We start from the raw sequence: 19033 nt of genomic DNA on the forward strand, positions 1-19033 counted from the left end.
CGAGAGCATGACCCAGCCGAACCCCGATCGCATCCCCTTGGCCGCGCTGGAGCACGGCACTCCTTTCGCCGACCGGCACGTCGGTCCGCGGCCGGCTGAGCTGGCCCGGATGCTCGACGTCATCGGGGTCGGCTCGCTGGAGGAGCTGGCCCAGCGGGCGGTGCCCCGGGTGATCCGCGAGGGCGAGCTGGCCCTCGCGCTGCCCGCGCCGGCCACCGAGTTCGAGGCGCTGGCCGAGCTGCGCGCGCTGGCCGACCGGAACACGCTGCGCACCCCGATGATCGGCCTCGGCTACTACGGCACCATCACCCCGCCGGTGATCAAGCGGAACGTGCTGGAGAGCCCGGCCTGGTACACCGCCTACACCCCGTACCAGCCGGAGATCTCGCAGGGCCGCCTGGAGGCGCTGCTCAACTTCCAGACCATGGTCGCCGACCTGACCGGCCTGGAGACCGCGAACGCCTCCATGCTGGACGAGGGCACCGCGGCCGCCGAGGCGATGACGCTGGTGCGCCGGGCGGGCAAGTCCAAGTCGCCGCGGTTCGTGGTGGACGCCGACAGCCTGCCGCAGACCATCGCGGTGATCGAGACCCGCGCCGAGCCGCTGGGCATCGAGATCGTGCTGGCCGACCTGGCGCAGGGCCTGCCCGAGGGCGAGTTCTTCGGCGTGCTGCTGTCCTACCCCGGCGCCGGCGGCGCGGTCCGCGACTACCGGGCGCTGGTCGAGCAGGCGCACGAGCGCGGCGCCCAGGTCGCGGTGGCCGCCGACCTGCTCGCACTGACCCTGCTGACCCCGCCGGGGGAGTGGGGCGCGGACGTCGTGGTGGGCACCACGCAGCGCTTCGGCGTGCCGATGGGCTTCGGCGGCCCGCACGCCGGTTTCATGGCGGTGCGTTCCGGCCTGGAGCGGCAGCTGCCCGGCCGCCTGGTCGGGGTGAGCGTGGACGCCGACGGCAACCCGGCCTACCGGCTCGCGCTGCAGACCCGTGAGCAGCACATCCGCCGGGAGAAGGCGACCAGCAACATCTGCACCGCGCAGGTGCTGCTCGCGGTGATCGCCGCGATGTACGCGGTCTACCACGGCCCCGACGGCCTGCGCGCCATCGCCACCAGGGTGCACCGCCTGGCCGCGGTGCTCGCCGCGGGCCTGCGCGCCGGTGGTGTGCAGGTCAAGCACGACCGCTTCTTCGACACCGTGCTCGCGCACGTGCCGGGCCGCGCCGCGGAGGTCGTGGCGAACGCCCGTGCCGTCGGCGTCAACCTGCGCCTGGCCGACAACGACCACGTCGGCATCGCCTGCGACGAGACCACCACCCGCGAGCACCTCGCCCTGGTGTGGCAGGCATTCGGCGTCGCCGGCGAGGTCGACGCGCTGGACGCGGAGACCGCGGACGCGCTGCCCGCCGAGCTGGTCCGGACCTCGGACTACCTGACCCACCCGGTGTTCCACACCCACCGCTCGGAGACCGCGCTGCTGCGCTACCTGCGTGGCCTCTCCGACAAGGACGTGGCCCTGGACCGCAGCATGATCCCGCTGGGCTCCTGCACGATGAAGCTGAACGCCACCGCGGAGATGGAGTCCATCACCTGGCCGGAGTTCGCCAACCTGCACCCCTTCGCCCCCGCCGCCGACGCCGCCGGGCTGCTGTCCCTGGTGCACGACCTGGAGGCCTGGCTGGCCGAGGTCACCGGCTACGACGCGGTCAGCGTGCAGCCCAACGCGGGCAGCCAGGGCGAGTTCGCCGGCCTGCTGGCCATCCGCGCCTACCACCGCAGCCGCGGTGAGCAGGCCCGCGACGTCTGCCTGATCCCGTCCTCGGCGCACGGCACCAACGCCGCCAGCGCGGTGATGGCCGGCATGCGGGTGATCGTGGTCCGCTGCGACGACAAGGGCAACATCGACCTGGGCCACCTGCGCGAGACCGTCGAGGCGCACCGCGACGACCTGGCCGCCATCATGATCACCTACCCGTCCACGCACGGCGTGTACGAGGAGACGGTGGCCGAGGTGTGCGCCCTGGTGCACGAGGCCGGCGGCCAGGTCTACGTCGACGGCGCGAACCTCAACGCCCTGGTCGGCCTGGCCCGCCCCGGCAAGTTCGGCAGCGACGTCTCGCACCTGAACCTGCACAAGACCTTCTGCATCCCGCACGGCGGCGGCGGCCCCGGCGTCGGCCCGATCGGCGTCCGCGAACACCTCGCGCCGTTCCTGCCCAACCACCCGCTCCAGCCCACCGCGGGCCCGGCCACCGGCGTCGGCCCGATCAGCGCGGCACCGTGGGGCAGCGCCTCGATCCTGCCCATCTCCTGGGCCTACGTCCGGATGATGGGCCCCGACGGCCTGCGCCGCGCCACCCTGACCGCCGTCGCCGCGGCGAACTACGTGGCCCGCAAGCTCGACGAGCACTTCCCGGTCCTCTACACCGGCGAGGGCGGCTTCGTCGCCCACGAGTGCATCCTGGACCTGCGCCCGATCACCAAGGCCACCGGCGTCACCGTGGACGACGTGGCCAAGCGCCTGGCCGACTACGGCCTGCACGCCCCCACCATGTCCTTCCCGGTGGCAGGCACCCTCATGGTCGAACCCACCGAGAGCGAGGACCTGGCCGAGCTGGACCGCTTCTGCGAGGCCATGATCGCCATCCGCAAGGAGATCGACAAGGTCGGCGCGGGCGAGTGGCCGGTGGCGGACAACCCCCTCCGCAACGCCCCGCACACCGCCGAAAGCCTGACCGGCGACTGGAACCACCCCTACACCCGCGCCGAGGCCGCCTTCCCGGTCAAGACCGACCGCCCGAAGATCTGGCCCCCGGTCCGCCGCATCGACGGCGCCAAGGGCGACCGCAACCTGGTCTGCTCCTGCCCCCCCATCAGCGCCTTCGAGAGCTGACGAGCAACAAGCAACACCCAGAGCGCCCCGGGCCGAACGGTCCGGGGCGCTTGCCTTCCATCCCCAAAAGCGACCGCAGGGCGAAGCCCGCGCACCAGCGACGGGGTGGCTTTCAAACGCCCACCTCAAGACCAAGCCTGCGTCTCTGCCTTTCCCCCATGCTTTGATCTCTGCCCGTCCGGCGAGGACGCCTGTAGCTCTTGCCCCTAACCAACGCACCCCCGCCGCCCGCAACCAAGCCCCGACGCAACGGGCAACCAACCCCCAATTGCGTGGCCCTGCATCAATTCCAGCCCCGCCAGACACCGTCCACAGTGGACAAAAGATCTAGTCGCTCAACCCGCGCAAGAACACCGCGAACGCCCCAGCGGAGAACAACAACCGAGGCCCGTCCGGATTCTTGGAGTCGCGTACCGCCACCGCGTCCGGGGCGAAGGCGACCTCAACGCAGTTCTCCCCGTTGCCGCTGCTGTAGCTGCTCTTGCGCCACGGAGACGCAGGGCGGTCAGGTGTCATACCCACTCCATTCGTGGCCGGACGTGCCTGAAGCCCGCGCGGCCACCGTCACTTCGACAGTTCCTCGGCGGAGTCAGCCTGCGGACAGCAGCTGCCCCAGTGCCGGGTCGATGGCCGCGCCGTCCTCGGCGACGGACACCGAGCCGCCCGTGGACTGGGCGATCTTGGTGAGTGGGGCGCGTTCCGGGTCGGGGCCGATCGTGATGAAGCTGATCGCGACCTTCTTGTTCGGGTTCCGCACCTTGTCCAGCTCGGCCTGCAACTGCTGCAGGTTCAGACCGCCGTCGTTGGGGCCGTCGGTGAGCACCACGATCCGGTTCGTCCGCCCTTGCTCGTAATTCTCCACAGCGGAGCGGTAAACCACAGCCAGGCTTGAGTACAGCTGGGTGGCGCTGACCGGCTTCAGGCCGTCGACCGCGCTGCGCAGGGCGTTCCGCTGCTGCTCAATCCCCTTGGTGGGCACCAGTTGCCGGTAGGGCTTCTTCCCGTCCAGTGACCGGGAGAACTCCCACATACCCATAGAACCGGAGACGGACCGGTCGACCTGCCCGCGCAGCGCGGCTTTCAGCCAGTCCATCCGCGACTTGCCACCACCGCCGTCGGCGTTCATCGAGCCGGAGACGTCCACCAGCACGGTCACCGTCTGGCCGTTGTCCACCGAGCTCGCCCAGGACGCGGCCAGCTGCTGGGTGGTGTTCTCATCCGCGGGGGCCAGCAGCTCGTCGTTGGCCAGCCAGGTGATGCCGGGGGAGGTGCGCGGGCGGTCGTTGGTGCTGCGCACCCGCACCCCGGACTCCTGGGCGAGCACCTTCTCCTGGTTGGGCTCGCGCAGGTAGTCGCTGAACTTCTGCGCCGCGCGCACCTGCGCGTCGTTGATCCACTCGCCGGACAGCGGCAGCAGCGGGAAGTCCGCGGCGGGCGCGGGGCCGGCGGCCGGGATGCCGTAGAGCGGGCGTTCCGGTTTGGGGCCGCCGTCCTTGCCCAGGTTGCGGCGGAACAGGTCGATCTCCAGCACCGGCACCGCGTCGTAGGGCGAGGTGGTCAGGTCGGGGGTCTTGCTCAGCTCGACCAGCGCGTCCTGGGTGGTCGGCGGCACGTTGGCTACCTTGGCCTTGGCCACCTGGCTCAGCGTGGTGCGCACCGCGGGCTGGTTGAGCATGTCCACCGTGACCGGGCCGCGTTCCTTCTTCCCGGCCGAGGCCAGCGCGCACTGCAGGGCCAGCGCGCTGGCCGGGTTGCGCACCAGGTCCGGCACGCCCATGGTGAACCGGCCCCAGTCGCTGACGCCGAAGCGCTTCCAGCCGTCGGGGGCGGAGAGCAGCTCGGGGATCTCGCTCCAGCGGAAGCCCCGGCCGGAGCGCAGTGGCTGCGCCGCGGCCTCGGGCACCGCGAGCACCACGGGGGAGTTGCCGATGGACTCCGCGGCCGCGCCCAGCAGCGACCTGTTCTGCGCGCGCAGCTGGTTCACCCACAGCGAGGACTCCGGCAGCCAGGCCGAGGGCGGCTGGCCCAGCTTGCTGGTGTCCCAGCCCTGGGTCAGCGCGGTGAGCACGCTGGCGGAGTCCAGCGCCTGCACGTCGGCGCGCAGGCAGTAGTCGTCGATCACCGGGCGCTGGCCGTTCCAGGCGATCGCCGCGCTGTTCAGCGGTTCGAACACGCTGGGCGTGACCACCACCCGCATGGTCAGCTCGCCCTGCCTGCACTCCCCGGCCTGCGCGGCCGCCCTGCGGTCCAGGATGCCGCCCAGCCAGGTCCAGCTGAGGTAGCCGAGGACGACCAACGCGACCACGCCGACGACCACGAAGGGCCATCGAGCCATCCCGCGCCGGGTGCCTTCCCCAGCCGCGCGGTGTCGAGCCATCCGACATCCCCTTCAGCCCTGCGTGATCGCCCGGCATTTCCGTACCGGGATCACCATCAAACCGTTGGTAATCAACAGCCATGAACCGTCAGCGTGTCACGCTAACAGGTGACAGAAGAGCGTCAAGATATGTCACGGAGAGTGGATAGCGGCTGAGGTTTGCGGAAACTTGTTGTGATCGTGGTCCGGCTCGCCCTCCGCTGGGGGCGCCGGCCATCCGAGCAGCGTACGGCACAACTCGACCAGCGCCGCGCGCAGCGGCTCGGCCCGGCGCGAAAATGCACTTTGCATTTTGACGTACTCCGCCCGGCCTTCCACTGTTTCGATCCGGACCGGCGGATAACCCAGTGCCGCGAGATCGTAGGGGCTGGCCCGCATGTCGAGTTCGCGCACCGCCAAGGCCAACTCGAAACAGTCCGCGATCAGTGCCGACGGCGTGTGCGGGGCGAGTTTGTAGCCCCACCGGAACAGGTCCATGGTGGCGTGCAGGCAGCCCGGCTGCTCCAGCTCCAGCTGGCCCTCGCGGGTAGGTTGCAGAGTGTTCAGCGGCCGCGCGGGCTCGGTGAAGAACCGGAAGGCGTCGAAGTGCGAGCAGCGCACCTGGCTGTTCTCCACCAGCCGGTCGGTGCCTTCGTGCCCCAGCCGCAGCGGCCAGCCCACGTGCCGGACCTGCTCCGGCGAGGTCCGGTAGACCATCGCCCATTCGTGTAGTCCGAAGCAGCCCAGCCGCGGCGGCCTGCTCGCGGTCGCGCTGAGCAGGGCCAGCACGAACTCCGCGGTGCGCCGCCGCGCCGATGGGAAGGCCGCTGGGTCCAGCGTGACGCCCTCGGCCGTGCGCGTGTAGGCGGGCCAGCGCAAATACTCCAGCGCCGAGTCCCCGGCCAGGGTCACCCCCGGCCCCGGATGCCACCGCTCCAGCTGCGCGGGCTTGAAGCTGTAGTAGGTGAACATGAAGTCCAGCACCGGGTGCTTCTCGCCGCCGGCCTTGCGGGCGCGGTGTCCCTCGGTCCACGGGCGGATGCGCTCCAGGTAGGTGGCGCGCTGTGCGTGCCAGTCCGCCTCGTCCAGGACGAGGTGCTGGGCAGGCGTAGCGACCACCTGCCGATTCTAGGTCACGGCAGTCCGAGCACGGCCCAGCAGATCTTGCCGCCGACGCTCGGCGTGCGGCCGTGGGAGAGGGCGAGCTGGCCGACCGCGGCCGGCGCCGGGGGAGTCGTGCCCGGCACCCGGTCCCGCACGGACAGGCTGAGCCTGTTCCCGCGCAGCCGCACCCGCACCCAGACCTCCGGGCTGCCCTCGGCCACCGCGCTCGCCACCAGCTCGTCGATGATCAGCAGCGCGTCGCCGAGCACCTCGTGCCCGCCCCAGTCCAGGCAGGCGTCGGTGACGAACAGCCGGGCCCGCAGCGCGCTGATGTCCCCGCCGGGCAGGTGCACCTCCCGCTGCCGGACCGCCGGTGGCGCCCGGCAGACCCGCACCGCCTCGGTCAGCGTCGCGCACACCGGCATCACCTTGGACAGCACCCCGCGGAGCAGCACCTCCCGCAGCTCCGGCTCCGGGGCGACCATGGCCATCGGGATGCCCGGCCACTCGTTGACCCGCTGCCAGACCCGGTAGAACACGCCGACGCCGTGCGCGGGGCCAACCTCGAGACGGGCCAGGTTGACCACCAGCGCGCCTGGTTCCTCCGCGGCCACCTTGAGCAGCCCGTCGAGCAGCCGGTGGTGGGTGGACAGGTCGAGCCGGCCCATCGGCTGCACCACCGCCAGGTGACGACGGCTCCAGGTGATCAGCCGGAGCGGGCTGGGTCCGGTCATGCCTGCGCCGGATCCCGCCGTGCGAGCCTGCGCCGGATCCGCCGCTTGCCCGCCTTGGCCGCCGCCTCCACCGCGGCTTCGCTGAGTCGCAGCCGCTGCCCGACCTCGCGGAAGGAGCGGCCCTCGGCCAGCAGCAGGAGCAGGACGCGGTCCGCCTCGTCCACCAGGTCCTGCTGGTCGAGCACCCAGCTGGCGTGCATCCGGTCCACCACCACCTCCGCGGGACCGCTGGTCTGCAGCGGGGCCAGCATCGGGTGGTCGAACACCCGGTTGGCCACCGACTGCTTGCGCAGGTGGTCCACGCACAGGCGTTTGACCACGGTCATCAGGAACTGCCGCAACCGGCTGCGATCCAGGTCGGGGTGCGCGGCGGTGCGGATGAAGGCCTCGTGCACGAGGTCCTCGGCGTCGTCCCCCGCGCCGCGGCGGGCGGCGAGGCGGACCAGCTCGGGTCGCAGCAGCGCGCACTGCCCCCAGTCGTGGGCGGAGAAGGACAGGATGTTCGGTGACGTGGTGCTCATGGCAGCCCCACTGATCAATGTTGTTACCGTCTGTGAGTATGTCGCTACTGTGTCTACTCGCGCGCCGCCCGCCGGGGTGTGAGCCAGTTCACAGTTCGCGCAGGACGTGATCGTTCGTAGTTCTTCATGGGGGACGAGCTACAGGTCGTCAGCGGGACGCCGCCACGGGAGTCGGGAGGGTGCGGGCGTTTCCGTCGCTGGCAACCACAGGGTGGGATGGCGCGACCCGAGCGGGCGGATGTCACGATTTGCCCCGGGCGCGGACCGTCCCGCACAACAGGGCCCGGCGTCCGGCATGTGGACGCCGGGCTCTGTTGTATTGGCGCGCTCCGCGCGCGGGATTTTTTCGCTCCTGAGTCGTGCGTTCGTGACCCCGACACACGCGAAGCAAGCTTCGGAGTGTCGGGGTCACGAACACACGACGCGAAAAAATCAACCCCACCGCTTCGTCAAGAGCCCGGCGTGTCGCTGGCGCGCCACGCCTCTTCGCGACAAGTCATCGCGAGGTGATGAACCGCGGGCTGTGGGCGTGGGCTGGGGTGCGCCGCTCGGGCCAACAGCCCGTGCCACTTCGGCCAACACTCCGTACCAGAACGGCCAACACGCCGGGCGCGCGGGGCGCGCGGGGCGCGCCGGGCGCGAGGTGCTTGCCGGAGTGTTGGCCGTTGTGGGCGGTGTGTTGGCCGAAGTGGCACGGAGTGTTGGCCGTTCTGGTGCCGTTGGTGGCTAGCTGGGGACGTGGGTTGCGTCTCGGACTGTGCCCACGTACTCCTCTACCAGGTCTTCCAGGGCGACCACGCCGAGCATGGTGCCGTCGGCGGCTACCGCGCCGGCCAGGTGGCTTTGGGCTCGGCGCAGGGCGGCGACCGCTTCGTCGAGGCGGGCGTCCGCCGGGAGTTCCGGCAGGCCGCGGATGCGGTTGCGGGGGACCGGGGTTGCCGGGTCCGCGCCTGCCAGGTCCAGGACGTCCTTGACGTGCAGGTAGCCGCGGACCGAGCCGGTGCTGGTGCGGACCGGGAACCTGGAGTAGCCGGTGCTGATCACCGCCTGTTGCACGTCGCCGACGGTGGGCTGTTCCGGGACCGTGGTCAGCTTGTCCAGGGGGACCAGGACGTCCGCGACCGTGCGCTGGGCCGAGGACAGGGTCTGGGTGAGCCTGCGGTGTTCGGAGTCGTCGAGCAGGCCCTCGCGGCGGGACTCGGCGATCAGCTCGGACAGCTCGGTGGGGGTGTAGGCGCTGTCCAGCTCGTCCTTCGGCTCCACCTTGAGCAGCCGGAGCACGCCGTTGGCCAGCCAGTTCAGCGTGGTGATCACCGGGCGGACCACCCGGACGAAGAACACCAGCGCGGGCACCATGCGCAGCGAGGTGCGTTCCGGGCCTGCGATGGCGATGTTCTTCGGCACCATCTCGCCGAGCACGATGTGCAGCACCACCACGATCAGCACCGCGGCCACGAAGGCCAGCACGTCGGCCACCGCCTCCGGCACGCCCAGCGGCGCCAGCAGCGGACTGAGCTGCGCGGCCACCGCGGGCTTGGCGATGGCGCCCAGCGCGATCGAGCACAGCGTGATGCCCAGCTGCGCCCCGGCCAGCATCAGCGAGATCCGCTCGCTGGCCGCGATCACCGTGCGCGCCCCGGCCGAGCCCGCGTCCGCGAGCAGTTCCAGGCGGTCCCGGCGGGCGCTGATCAGGGCGAACTCCGCGCCCACGAAGAAGGCGTTGAGTGCCAGCAACAGCACCGACACCAGCAGGGCCACTCCGCCGCTCATGCCCGCACCTCCTCAGGCGCGACCACAGAGCCGACCGGGGCCTGCTCGGGCACGCGGGTGACCCGCAGCTCGGCGATCCGGTTGCGGTCCATCCGCATCACGGTCAGCCGCCAGCCGTCGTGCCGGACCTCATCGCCCACCTGCGGGATGCGGCCCAGCCGGTAGAGCACGTAGCCGGCGATGGTCTCGTAGTCGCCGTCGGGCAGGTCAAAACCGGTGGCCTCGGCCACCTCGTCGCCGCGCAGCAGACCCGAGACCATCCAGCTCTGCTTGCCCAGCGGACGGACCGGGTTGACCTCGCCGCGGTCGTGCTCGTCGCGCACGTCGCCGACGATCTCCTCCACCAGGTCCTCCAGGGTGACCAGGCCCGCGGTGCCGCCGTACTCGTCGACCACCAGCGCCACCTGGAGACCCGAGGCGCGCAGCCGGTCCAGCAGCGCGTCCCCCTCCAGGGTGTCCGGCACGGTCGGCACCGGGCGGGCCAGCGAGGCGACCCTGGTGGTGTCGCGCTGCTGGACCGGGACGCCGAACGCCTGCTTCACGTGCACCACGCCGATCACGTCGTCCAGGTCGCCGCTGTGCACCGGGAACCGGGAGAACCCGGTGCGCTGGCTCAGCTCGATCAGGTCCAGCACGCTGGCGTCCGAGCGCAGCGCCTGCACGTGCACCCTCGGCGTCATCAGCTCATCGGCCAGCCGCTCGCCGAAGCGCAGCGAGCGGTCCAGCAGGGTGGCGGTGCTCTTGTCCAGGGTGCCGCGCACCGCGCTGGTGCGCACCAGCGAGCCCAGCTCGTGCGGGGACCGCGCCGAGCGCAGCTCCTCCACCGGCTCGACGCCGAACATGCGCACGATCCAGTTCGCCGCCCCGTTCAGCCCGGTGATCACCCAGCCGAAGGCCCGGGAGAACCCGGCCTGCAGGCCCGCGGTGGCGCGGGCGGTGGGCAGCGGCCTGGCGATGGCCAGGTTCTTGGGCACCAGCTCGCCGAAGACCATGGACAGCACGTTGGCCATCAGCACGGCCAGCGCCAGCGCGATCACCAGCGAGGCCGACTGGGGCAGCCCCAGCCAGCTCAGCAGCGGGCCGAACAGCCTCGCCAGCGCCGGTTCGGCCAGGTAACCGGTGACCAGGGTGGTGATGCTGATGCCCAGCTGGGCGCCGGAGAGCTGGAAGGACAGCGTCCGGTGCGCGTGCTGGACCTGCTTGGCCCTGCGGTCGCCGACGTCGCGCGCGTGCGCGTCGACAGTGCTGCGCTCCAGCGCGGACAGGGAGAACTCGGCGGCCACGAACAGGCCGGTGCCCAGGGTCAGCACCACCAGGCCGACCAGGCTGAGCACGATGGAAAGCGTTCCGGTCACCTCGGGCCTCCGAGGAGACGGGTGTCCGGGTTGCTATGACAGCCGGGGCTTTCCCCCGGCTCGCTACTGTTTCCGGGGGACCGCGCTTCTGGCACGGGGTGCTTCACTCCTCAAACAGGATGGATCACAAAATCGGACCCGCGTGCGCGGATCGTACCCAGTGTAAGCGCTGGACAAACGCGGTCCGGCGGCACAGCTGTGACCCATGTCCCCTCTTCGCGGGAACATCAGCGCGGCGGCGCCGTGGAGTCACGCAGCACGACCTCGCCGTTGACCCGCACCGACCGGGCCTGCGGCGGCGGGTCCTCATCCAGCGCCAGCCGGGCCGCGCGCTCGCCCATCTCCTCCAGCGGCAGCCGGACCGTGGTCAGCGAGGGCACCAGGTCGGACAGGGTGGGGATGTCGTCGAACCCGGCCACCGAGATGTCCGCCGGGATGGTCAGCCCGGCCGCGCGGAAGGCGGCCATCGCGCCCAGCGCCATCACGTCGTTGACGGCGAACACGCAGGTAGCCCGGGTCTTGCCGGCCAGCAGCTGCTCGGCGGCCGTGTAACCGCCGTCGCGGGTGAACCCGCCGTGCAGCACGTCCTCGGCAGCCAGCTCGATGCCGGACTCGGCCAGCCCGGCCCGGAAACCGGCCAGCCGGTCGCGGGCGCTGACCAGCTCCGGTGGTCCGGCCAGCACGGCGAAGCGGCGGTGGCCCTGCTCGATGAGCGCGCGGGCCAGCTTGGTCGCGCCCAGCTTGTTGGCCGGGATCACCGTGTCCGCGGGCAGCCTGGCCTGGGACACGCAGGCCAGCCTGCCGCCCTGGGCGGTGAAGGCCTGCACCTCGGCGGCCAGCTGCGCGGTGGTGTTGCGGTCGGTGGTCCTGGTGCCGGCCAGCACGATCGCCCTGGCCCGGTGCGCGCGCAGGGTGGACAGCAGGGCCAGCTCGCGGCCGGGGTCGCGGTTGGTGGTGCCGAGCACCACGATCAGCCCGTTCTCCTCGGCCACCCTGGTCACCCCGGCGGCGATGGAGGAGAAGTACGGGTCGGCGATGTCGTGCACCACCAGGCCGACCAGCACGCTGGAGTTGCGCGCCAGCGCCTGCGCGGAGGCGTTGGGCAGGTAGCCGAGGACGCGCGCCGTGGTCAGCACCCGGTCGCGCAGCTCGGTGCTCACCTGCCGGGTGCTGCCGTTGAGCACCCGGGACGCGGTCGCCAAGGACACGCTCGCCTGTCTGGCCACCTCGGCCAGCGTGACCTGCCGTTGCGTCACTGGTCTACCTCCGTACTCGCGGTACGCAGAGTAGCGGGCGCGCGCCTTGACGGTGGCGATCCGGTGACCGTAGCGTGTTGGAAAGCGCTTTCCAGACTACCGCCGAAGTTCACGGGAGGTCGACATGTCGGTGCGCCCCATCGGGATCGCACTCAACGGGGTTACCGGGCGGATGGGATATCGGCAACACCTGGTGCGATCCCTGCTGGCCATCCGCGCCGAGGGCGGCGTCCGGTTGCCGGATGGGGACACCTTGTTGCCGGAGCTCGTCCTGCTGGGCCGGGACCCGGCCAAACTCAAGGACATCGCCGACCGGCACGACCTGCCGAACTGGAGCACCGATGTGGACGGTGTGCTCGCCGACCCCGCGGTCGAGGTCTACTTCGACGCGCAGGTGACCAGCGCGCGGGCCGAGGCCGTGCACCGGGCGGTCGCCGCGGGCAAGCACGTCTACGCGGAGAAGCCGATCGCGCCGGACGTGCCGACCGCGCTGGCGCTGGCGCGGGCCGCCGAGGCCGCGGGCATCCGGCACGGGGTGGTCGCGGACAAGCTGTACCTGCCCGGCATCCAGAAGCTGCGCAGGCTCATCGACGGCGGCTTCTTCGGCCGGGTGCTCAGCGTGCGCGGCGAGTTCGGCTACTGGGTGTTCGAGGGCGACTGGCAGCCCGCGCAGCGGCCCAGCTGGAACTACCGCGCGCAGGACGGTGGCGGCATCGTGCTGGACATGTTCGCGCACTGGAGCTACCTCCTCGAAGGCCTGTTCGGGCCGATCACCGCGGTCACCGCGCGGGCGGTCACCCATGTCCCGCAACGGTGGGACGAGCAGGGCCGGCCCTACGAGGCCACCGCCGACGACGCCGCCTACGCCATCTTCGAGCTGGCCGACGGGGTGGTCGCGCAGGTCAACTCCTCCTGGTGCACCAGGGTGCGGCGGGACGAGCTGGTCGAGTTCCAGGTGGACGGTGTGCAGGGCAGCGCGGTCGCCGGGCTGCGCGAGTGCGTGGCCCAGCACCGCGCGCACACGCCGAAACCGGTGTGGAACCCGGACCTGCCGGTGGAGTCGGACTTCCGGTCGCAGTGGCAGCCGGTGCCGGACAACACCGTCTTCGACAACGGGTTCAAGGCGCAGTGGACGGAGTTCCTGCGGCACCTGGCCGATCCCGAGCCCGCCGCGGCCTACCCGCACAACTTCCACACCGCCGCGCGCGGGGTGCAGTTGGCCGAACTGGGCCTGAAGTCCTCGGCGGAGGGCCGCCGCCTGAGCGTTCCGGAGCTGACGTGACCGAGGTCCTGCTGCCCCAGCCCGACGGCACCCTGCGCCGCCACGCGCTCGACACCGGCGGCTGGCGCTGGTCGCGGCCGGCCAGGGCGGCCACCTCGCGGCAGGTGCTGGCCGCCGCGCACGTGGTCGCCGACCCCTTCGCCGACAACACCCCCGGCGCCCCGGCCGCCCTGGACTGGGACAGCACCCTGGCCTACCGGCACCACCTGTGGCGGCACGGGCTCGGCGTGGCCGAGGCGATGGACACCGCCCAGCGCGGCATGGGCCTGGACTGGCCGGCCGCGGCCGAGCTGATCCGCCGCAGCGCCAAGGAGGCCCGCGCCTGCGGCGGCCGGATCGCCGCCGGGGTGGGCACCGACCAGCTGACCGGACCGGCCACCCTGGACCAGGTCGCCGATGCCTACCTGGCCCAGCTCGCGGTGGCCGCCGAGGCCGAGGTGCAGCCGATCCTGATGTGCAGCAGGGCACTGGCCGCCGCGGCCCGCTCGGCCGAGGACTACCACCGGGTCTACGACCGGGTGCTGGGTCAGACCGACCGCCCGGTGATCCTGCACTGGCTCGGCCCCGCCTTCGACCCCGCGCTGACCGGCTACTGGGGGTCGGCGGAGGTCGCCGAGGCCACCGGGCACTTCCTGGACCTGATCCACGCGCACCGGTCCAGGGTGGACGGGATCAAGGTCTCGCTGCTGGACGCCGGGCACGAGATCGGCCTGCGGCGCAGGCTGCCCGAGGGCGTGCGCTGCTACACCGGCGACGACTACCACTACCCGGAGCTGATCGCCGGCGACGAGCAGGGCCACAGCGACGCCCTGCTCGGCATCCTGGACGGCATCGCGCCGATCGCGGCCGACTCACTGTCCCTTTTGGACTCCGGGGACACCGCGGGGTTCCGCGCCCAGCTGGCCACCACGGTCCCGCTGTCCAGCCACCTGTTCGCCACCCCCACCTACCACTACAAGACCGGCCTGACCTTCCTGGCCTGGCTGACCGGCCACCAGCCCGCCTTCGCCATGGTCGGCGGCGCGCAGTCCGCCCGCTCCCTGCCGCACCTGGCCGAGGTGCTGCGCCTGGCCGACCGCACCGGCCTGCTGCCCGACCCCGAGCTGGCCGCGCACCGCTGGACCGCCCTGCTCGCCACGGCCGGAGGCCTGTGATGCGCCGCCTGTCGATGAACCAGATGACCGTGCGCAGCCTGTCCATCCCGGAGCTGCTGGCGGCCTGCCGCCGCCACGAGGTCCCGGCCGTGGGCCTGTGGCGCGACCCGGTGCAGGCCCACGGCGTGACCCGGACCGCCCGCGAGGTCGAGGAGTCCGGCCTCCAGGTCTCCTCCCTGTGCCGGGGCGGCTTCCTCACCAACCCGGCGAACCAGCCCGAGGCCCTGGCCGACAACCGCCGCGCCATCGACGAGGCCGCCGAGCTCGGCGCGCAGTCCCTGGTCCTGGTCGTCGGCGGCCTGTTCGACCGCGACCTGCGGGCCGCTCGGACCCGGGTGGCGGACGCGGTGGCCGAGCTGGCCCCCTACGCCGCGGAACGGGAGGTCGTGCTGGCCCTGGAGCCCATGCACCCGGTGTTCTGCGCGGACCGGGGCGTGCTGTCCACGCTGAAACAGGCGCTGGACATGGTGGAGGCGATCGGCAGTCCGGCGGTGCGGGTGGTGGTGGACACCGTGCACGTGTGGTGGGACCCGGAGGTCGAGGCGCAGATCGCGCGGGCGGGGGAGCGGATCGCGCTGTACCAGGTATGCGACTGGATCACGCCATTGCCGGCGGATGTGCTTGCCGGGCGCGGGATTCCGGGACAGGGGCACATCGACTTCGGGCAGCTGGGGCGGTGCGTGGCCGGGGCCGGTTATGCCGGGGTGGCCGAGGTGGAGGTCTTTCACGAGGAGGTCTGGGCGGCGGATCCGGAGGAGGTGTTCGCCAGGGTGGTCGCGGCGCACCGGGAACTGGTGCTGCCCGGACTGGAAAGCGCGAGGACCGCGCAAATCGGACCGCTGGGCTGAAACTCGCCGCGCCCGGCCCGGAATTCGGTTGCCCGGCTCAGCCGTGGCCGGGCGCGGCCACCTCGCCGGAGGGGGCGCTTGCGCTGCTCGAGCCGTTCCGGCGGCAGGGGAGGAGCGGTGGCCGCAGCGCGGCGACCGGATCTGGCACCGGTGCTGACCAAACCTTTTACCGGTGAATGAGACCCGTGTCACCAGCGCCTTTAGTGCCTCGCTATTCGGTGAAACACGGGCCGTTGTCGGGCCAAATCGGACGCGCGTACTCTTTCGCCCTTGACAGGTCCGGTTGACCCGGGCGGTGTGACATCAGGAGGGACCTCACCGTGAGCGCGACCGTCAACGAAGCGGCGCCGCAACGCGGCTTCTTCGGCCAACCACGAGGGCTGTCCAGCCTCTTCTTCACCGAGATGTGGGAGCGGTTCTCCTACTACGGGATGAAGGCGCTGCTGGTCATCTACCTCTACAAGGCCGTGAGTGAGGGCGGCCTGGGCATTCCCAAGGAGACCGCGATCGCGGTCGGCTCGGTGTACGCCGCCGCGGTGTACATGGGATCCCTGCCCGGTGGCTGGATCGCCGACCGGCTGCTCGGCGCGCAGAAGGCGCTGCTCTACGGCGGCATCCTGATCATGTTCGGGCACATCAGCATGGCCATCCCGGCCGGGGCGTCCACGACCTACCTCGGTCTGGTGCTCATCGTGCTGGGCACCAGCCTGCTCAAGCCGAACATCTCCAGCATCGTCGGCCGCCTCTACGCCGAGGACGACCCGCGCCGCGACGCCGGGTTCACCATCTTCTACATGTCGATCAACATCGGTGGCGGCATCGCGCCGCTGCTGTGCGGCTTCCTGGCCGCCCAGTGGGGTTACCACGTGGGCTTCGGCGCGGCCGCGGTCGGCATGTTCTTCGGCCTGCTGCAGTACGTGCTCACCCGCAAGAACCTCGGCGAGGCCGGTCTGCGCCCGACCAACCCGCTGCCGGAGGACCACCGCGCCAAGGTCGTCGGCCGGCTGGTCGGCATCGTGATCGCGGTGGTGCTGGTGATCGTGGCCGCCATCTACCTGGGCTGGCTGGCCGTGGGCGGTGTGGTCGACCTGATCAGCCTGCTGTCCATCCTGCTGCCCGCGGGCTACTTCGTGTTCATGCTGCGCAGCGGCAAGACCACCGACGTGGAGCGGGACCGGGTCAAGGCCTACATCCCGCTGTTCATCGGCGCCACCCTGTTCTGGATGATCTTCGAGCAGGCCGGCACGGTGCTCAACATCTACGCCGAGGAGCGGGTGGACCGCAACATCTTCGGCTGGGAGTTCCCCGCGCCGTGGTTCCAGTCGGTCAACCCGGCCTTCATCGTGCTGCTGGCCCCGCTGGTGGCCGCGCTGTGGCTGCGCATGGGCACCCGCCAGCCGACCACCCCGCGCAAGTTCGCGGTGGCGCTGGTGCTGGTCGGCCTGTCCTTCGGCATCCTCGCGGTGGCCGGGCTCAGCGGTGAGAAGGTCGGCGCGCTGTGGCTGCTGCTGGTCTTCGCGGTGCAGACCGTCGGCGAGCTGTGCCTGTCCCCGGTGGGCCTGTCCGCGACCACGAAGCTGGCCCCGGCCGCCTTCGCCTCGCAGATGATGGGCCTGTGGTTCCTGGCCACCGCGGCCGGCAACGGCATCGCGGGCCAGATCGCGCCGTTGTCCACCACCATGTCCGAGCTGGCCTACTTCGGCCTGCTCGGCGGCGCGGCGATCCTGCTCGCGGTCTGCCTGTGGATCGGCGCCGGCCGGGTGAAGCGGCTGATGCACGGCGTCAACTGACGCATCCCGCTGCCCGCGCCGGGTCAGGCCGCCGAACTGGCCGACCGGCGCGGGCAGCGTGTCGGCAGGCTGGTCAGCATCGGCAGTGTCCGGCCGTCGCCGCGTTGTGGCGGCCCGGCCAGCTCCAGGTCGGGGTGCCGCTGGAACAGCTCGCGCAGCGCGATCGTGCCCTCCAGGCGGGCCAGCGCCGCGCCGACGCAGAAGTGGATGCCGCCGGAGAAGGCCAGGTGCTCCCTGGCGTTGGGCCGCGAGGGGTCGAACCTCGCCGGGTCCGCGAACACCGCGGGGTCCCGGTTCGCCCCGGCCAGCGAGAGCACGATCTGCTCGCCGCGCCGGATCCGCTGCCCGCCCAGCTCCACCTCGGTCCTGGCGAAGCGCTCGGTCAGGTGCACCGGCGGGTCGTAGCGCAGCGTCTCCTCCACCACCGCCCCGGCCAGGCCGGGATCGTGGCGCAGTTGAGCCAGCGCCTCCGGGTGGGTCAGCAGCGCCAGCGCGCCCTTGCCGATCAGGTTCACCGTGGTGCCGAACCCGGCCAGCAGCAGCAGTCCGCTGGTGGCCAGCAGCTCCCGGGTGCTCAGCGGCTCCCCGTCCACCTTGGCGTGCACCAGTCCGCTGAGGATGTCCTCGGCCGGGTGGCGGCGGCGGAAGGCGATCAGCTCGGTGAAGAACTCCTGCAGCTCGGCCATCACCTGGCGCAGCCGCTCGTGCTCGCCGACGGAGTGCACCCCGTCGAAGGCCGGCGCGATCCGGTTCGCCCAGCCGCGGAAGCGCTCGTGCTCCGGTGCGGGCACGCCGAGCAGGTCGCAGATCACCTGCACCGGCACCCGGTTGGCGAAGGCCGGGATCAGGTCGACCTCGCCGCCGAACTCCTCCAGGCTGGCCCGCACGGTCTGCTCGATCCGCTCGGTGTGCTTGACCACCGCGCGGGAGGTGAACCAGGGCGCGGCCAGCCTGCGCAGCCGGGTGTGCGCCGGCGGGTCCATCATCAGGAACGAGTCCTCGATGGGGTGCACCAGCTCGTCCTCGGCGCGCACGGTCGGGGGCGCGTCCGGGTGGCGCATGCCGAAGCGGTCGTCCCGGAACACCCGCGCGGCCAGTGCGTGCTCGGTGGTCACCCAGAAGCCGAACCGGCTGCGCACCAGCGGGCCTGCCGCGCGGATCTGCTCGTAGAGCGGGTAGGGGTCGCCGGTGCCGCGGCGGACCAGCCGCGCGCCGGGGTCGCCCAGCGCCGAGCCGCCCCACAGCAGGGCGCGGTGGGTCAGGAAGGTCAGCTGTTCCCGCAGGTGTGTCAGCACGGTCATCGGGCGACCCCTCTCAGCACGGTCTCCACCACCAGTTCCGGCGCCTGCTTGGGCGCGAGCTCGCCGTTGTCCACGGCCTCCCAGGCCGCGCAGACCACCGCCACGAACACCTGCACCACCCAGTTCGGCGACAGCTTCGGCGTGAAGTGCCCGCTCGCCTGCTGCCGCGCCACCAGCGCGCGCAGCGGCTCGGCCAGCCGCTCGAACCCGGCGATCACCTCGCGGTCCCTGGCCAGCGCGCTCTCATTCGCCAGCCAGGACACCCTCGGCCCCATCGGCAGCAGCGCGGCGGCCAGCTGCGACAGGGCGCGCTCCGGCGGTTCGGCGGTCATGTCGACCTCGGCCAGGCCCTCGGCGATGGTGGCCAGCGCGTCGAAGGCCAGCGCCTGCAACAGCACGTCCCTGGTCGGGAAGTGCCGGTGCACGGTGGTGCGGCCGATGCCCGCGGCCGCCGCGATCTCGCCGAGGCTGGCGCCGGAGTCCTTGGCCAGCAGGCGGGCGGCGGCGTCGAGCACCCGGCTCCGGGTGCGGTTACCGCGTGGTGTGGTGGACATCCCCTGTCCCATCTGGAACAACTTTGTTCCACTGTGTCGTCACTCCACGTCCTGGGCAAGGGGCCGGATGGCGGGTAGGGGTGCGGCCGTTCGGGGGTGCCCCGGTTGCTTGACGGGA

At 71.8% G+C, this 19033-nt stretch carries 15 protein-coding genes; 5 read left to right on the plus strand and 10 right to left on the minus strand.

The window, feature by feature from the left end:
• Positions 1 to 7: 7 nt before the first annotated feature.
• The gene (gene gcvP, locus N8J89_RS13605; RefSeq protein WP_283664704.1) at positions 8 to 2890 is read left to right on the plus strand and encodes an aminomethyl-transferring glycine dehydrogenase; all 2883 of its coding nucleotides are present in this window, start codon (positions 8 to 10) and stop codon (positions 2888 to 2890) included.
• 327 nt (positions 2891 to 3217) lie between these two features.
• Here gcvP and N8J89_RS13610 read toward each other — a convergent pair whose 3' ends face one another.
• The 8 genes from N8J89_RS13610 to N8J89_RS13645 all read right to left on the minus strand — a co-directional run bounded on the left by N8J89_RS13610 (position 3218) and on the right by N8J89_RS13645 (position 11986).
• Complete coding sequence (locus N8J89_RS13610; RefSeq protein WP_283664705.1) at positions 3218 to 3406, minus strand: DUF397 domain-containing protein; 189 nt, start codon at positions 3404 to 3406, stop codon at positions 3218 to 3220.
• A 73-nt stretch (positions 3407 to 3479) separates the two neighbouring features.
• Positions 3480 to 5225: a substrate-binding domain-containing protein gene (locus N8J89_RS13615; protein WP_283664706.1), complete on the minus strand. Its 1746-nt coding sequence runs from the start codon at positions 5223 to 5225 to the stop codon at positions 3480 to 3482.
• 174 nt (positions 5226 to 5399) lie between these two features.
• Positions 5400 to 6365, minus strand: a complete 966-nt coding sequence (locus N8J89_RS13620; RefSeq protein WP_283664707.1) for a 3-methyladenine DNA glycosylase — start codon at positions 6363 to 6365, stop codon at positions 5400 to 5402.
• Positions 6366 to 6379: 14 nt separating this feature from the next.
• Complete coding sequence (locus N8J89_RS13625; RefSeq protein ID WP_283664708.1) at positions 6380 to 7084, minus strand: STAS domain-containing protein; 705 nt, start codon at positions 7082 to 7084, stop codon at positions 6380 to 6382.
• Positions 7081 to 7605 carry an RNA polymerase sigma factor gene (locus tag N8J89_RS13630; RefSeq protein WP_283664709.1) on the minus strand — a complete coding sequence of 175 codons (525 nt, stop codon included), beginning with the start codon at positions 7603 to 7605 and terminating at the stop codon, positions 7081 to 7083. Before N8J89_RS13630 ends, N8J89_RS13625 begins: the two co-directional genes overlap by 4 nt.
• Before the next feature lie 726 nt (positions 7606 to 8331).
• Positions 8332 to 9375: a hemolysin family protein gene (locus N8J89_RS13635; protein WP_283664710.1), complete on the minus strand. Its 1044-nt coding sequence runs from the start codon at positions 9373 to 9375 to the stop codon at positions 8332 to 8334.
• On the minus strand, positions 9372 to 10730 hold the full coding sequence (locus tag N8J89_RS13640) for a hemolysin family protein (protein ID WP_283664711.1): 1359 nt from the start codon (positions 10728 to 10730) through the stop codon (positions 9372 to 9374). Before N8J89_RS13640 ends, N8J89_RS13635 begins: the two co-directional genes overlap by 4 nt.
• A 227-nt stretch (positions 10731 to 10957) precedes the next feature.
• Positions 10958 to 11986: a LacI family DNA-binding transcriptional regulator gene (locus tag N8J89_RS13645; RefSeq protein WP_283664712.1), complete on the minus strand. Its 1029-nt coding sequence runs from the start codon at positions 11984 to 11986 to the stop codon at positions 10958 to 10960.
• 124 nt (positions 11987 to 12110) lie between these two features.
• On the opposite strand from N8J89_RS13645, the gene N8J89_RS13650 reads away from it, so the two are divergent.
• The 4 genes from N8J89_RS13650 to N8J89_RS13665 all read left to right on the plus strand — a co-directional run bounded on the left by N8J89_RS13650 (position 12111) and on the right by N8J89_RS13665 (position 17060).
• Complete coding sequence (locus N8J89_RS13650) at positions 12111 to 13268, plus strand: Gfo/Idh/MocA family protein (RefSeq protein ID WP_283664713.1); 1158 nt, start codon at positions 12111 to 12113, stop codon at positions 13266 to 13268.
• Positions 13265 to 14422: a dihydrodipicolinate synthase family protein gene (locus N8J89_RS13655; protein ID WP_283664714.1), complete on the plus strand. Its 1158-nt coding sequence runs from the start codon at positions 13265 to 13267 to the stop codon at positions 14420 to 14422. The genes N8J89_RS13650 and N8J89_RS13655 overlap by 4 nt, the downstream gene beginning before the upstream one ends.
• Positions 14422 to 15270: a sugar phosphate isomerase/epimerase family protein gene (locus tag N8J89_RS13660; RefSeq protein WP_283664715.1), complete on the plus strand. Its 849-nt coding sequence runs from the start codon at positions 14422 to 14424 to the stop codon at positions 15268 to 15270. The genes N8J89_RS13655 and N8J89_RS13660 overlap by 1 nt, the downstream gene beginning before the upstream one ends.
• A gap of 320 nt (positions 15271 to 15590) precedes the next feature.
• Entirely contained in the window at positions 15591 to 17060 is a 1470-nt protein-coding gene (locus N8J89_RS13665; protein WP_283664716.1) for a peptide MFS transporter, read from the plus strand.
• Between the two features lie 23 nt (positions 17061 to 17083).
• Here the strand turns inward: N8J89_RS13665 and N8J89_RS13670 are convergent, their stop codons facing one another.
• Positions 17084 to 18361, minus strand: coding sequence for a cytochrome P450 (locus N8J89_RS13670; protein WP_283664717.1), 1278 nt, complete (start codon positions 18359 to 18361; stop codon positions 17084 to 17086).
• Positions 18358 to 18915, minus strand: coding sequence for a TetR/AcrR family transcriptional regulator (locus tag N8J89_RS13675; RefSeq protein ID WP_283664718.1), 558 nt, complete (start codon positions 18913 to 18915; stop codon positions 18358 to 18360). Before N8J89_RS13675 ends, N8J89_RS13670 begins: the two co-directional genes overlap by 4 nt.
• Between the last annotated feature and the right edge of the window lie 118 nt (positions 18916 to 19033).

Source organism: Crossiella sp. CA-258035, from assembly GCF_030064675.1.
In the GTDB taxonomy this organism is placed as follows: domain Bacteria; phylum Actinomycetota; class Actinomycetes; order Mycobacteriales; family Pseudonocardiaceae; genus Crossiella.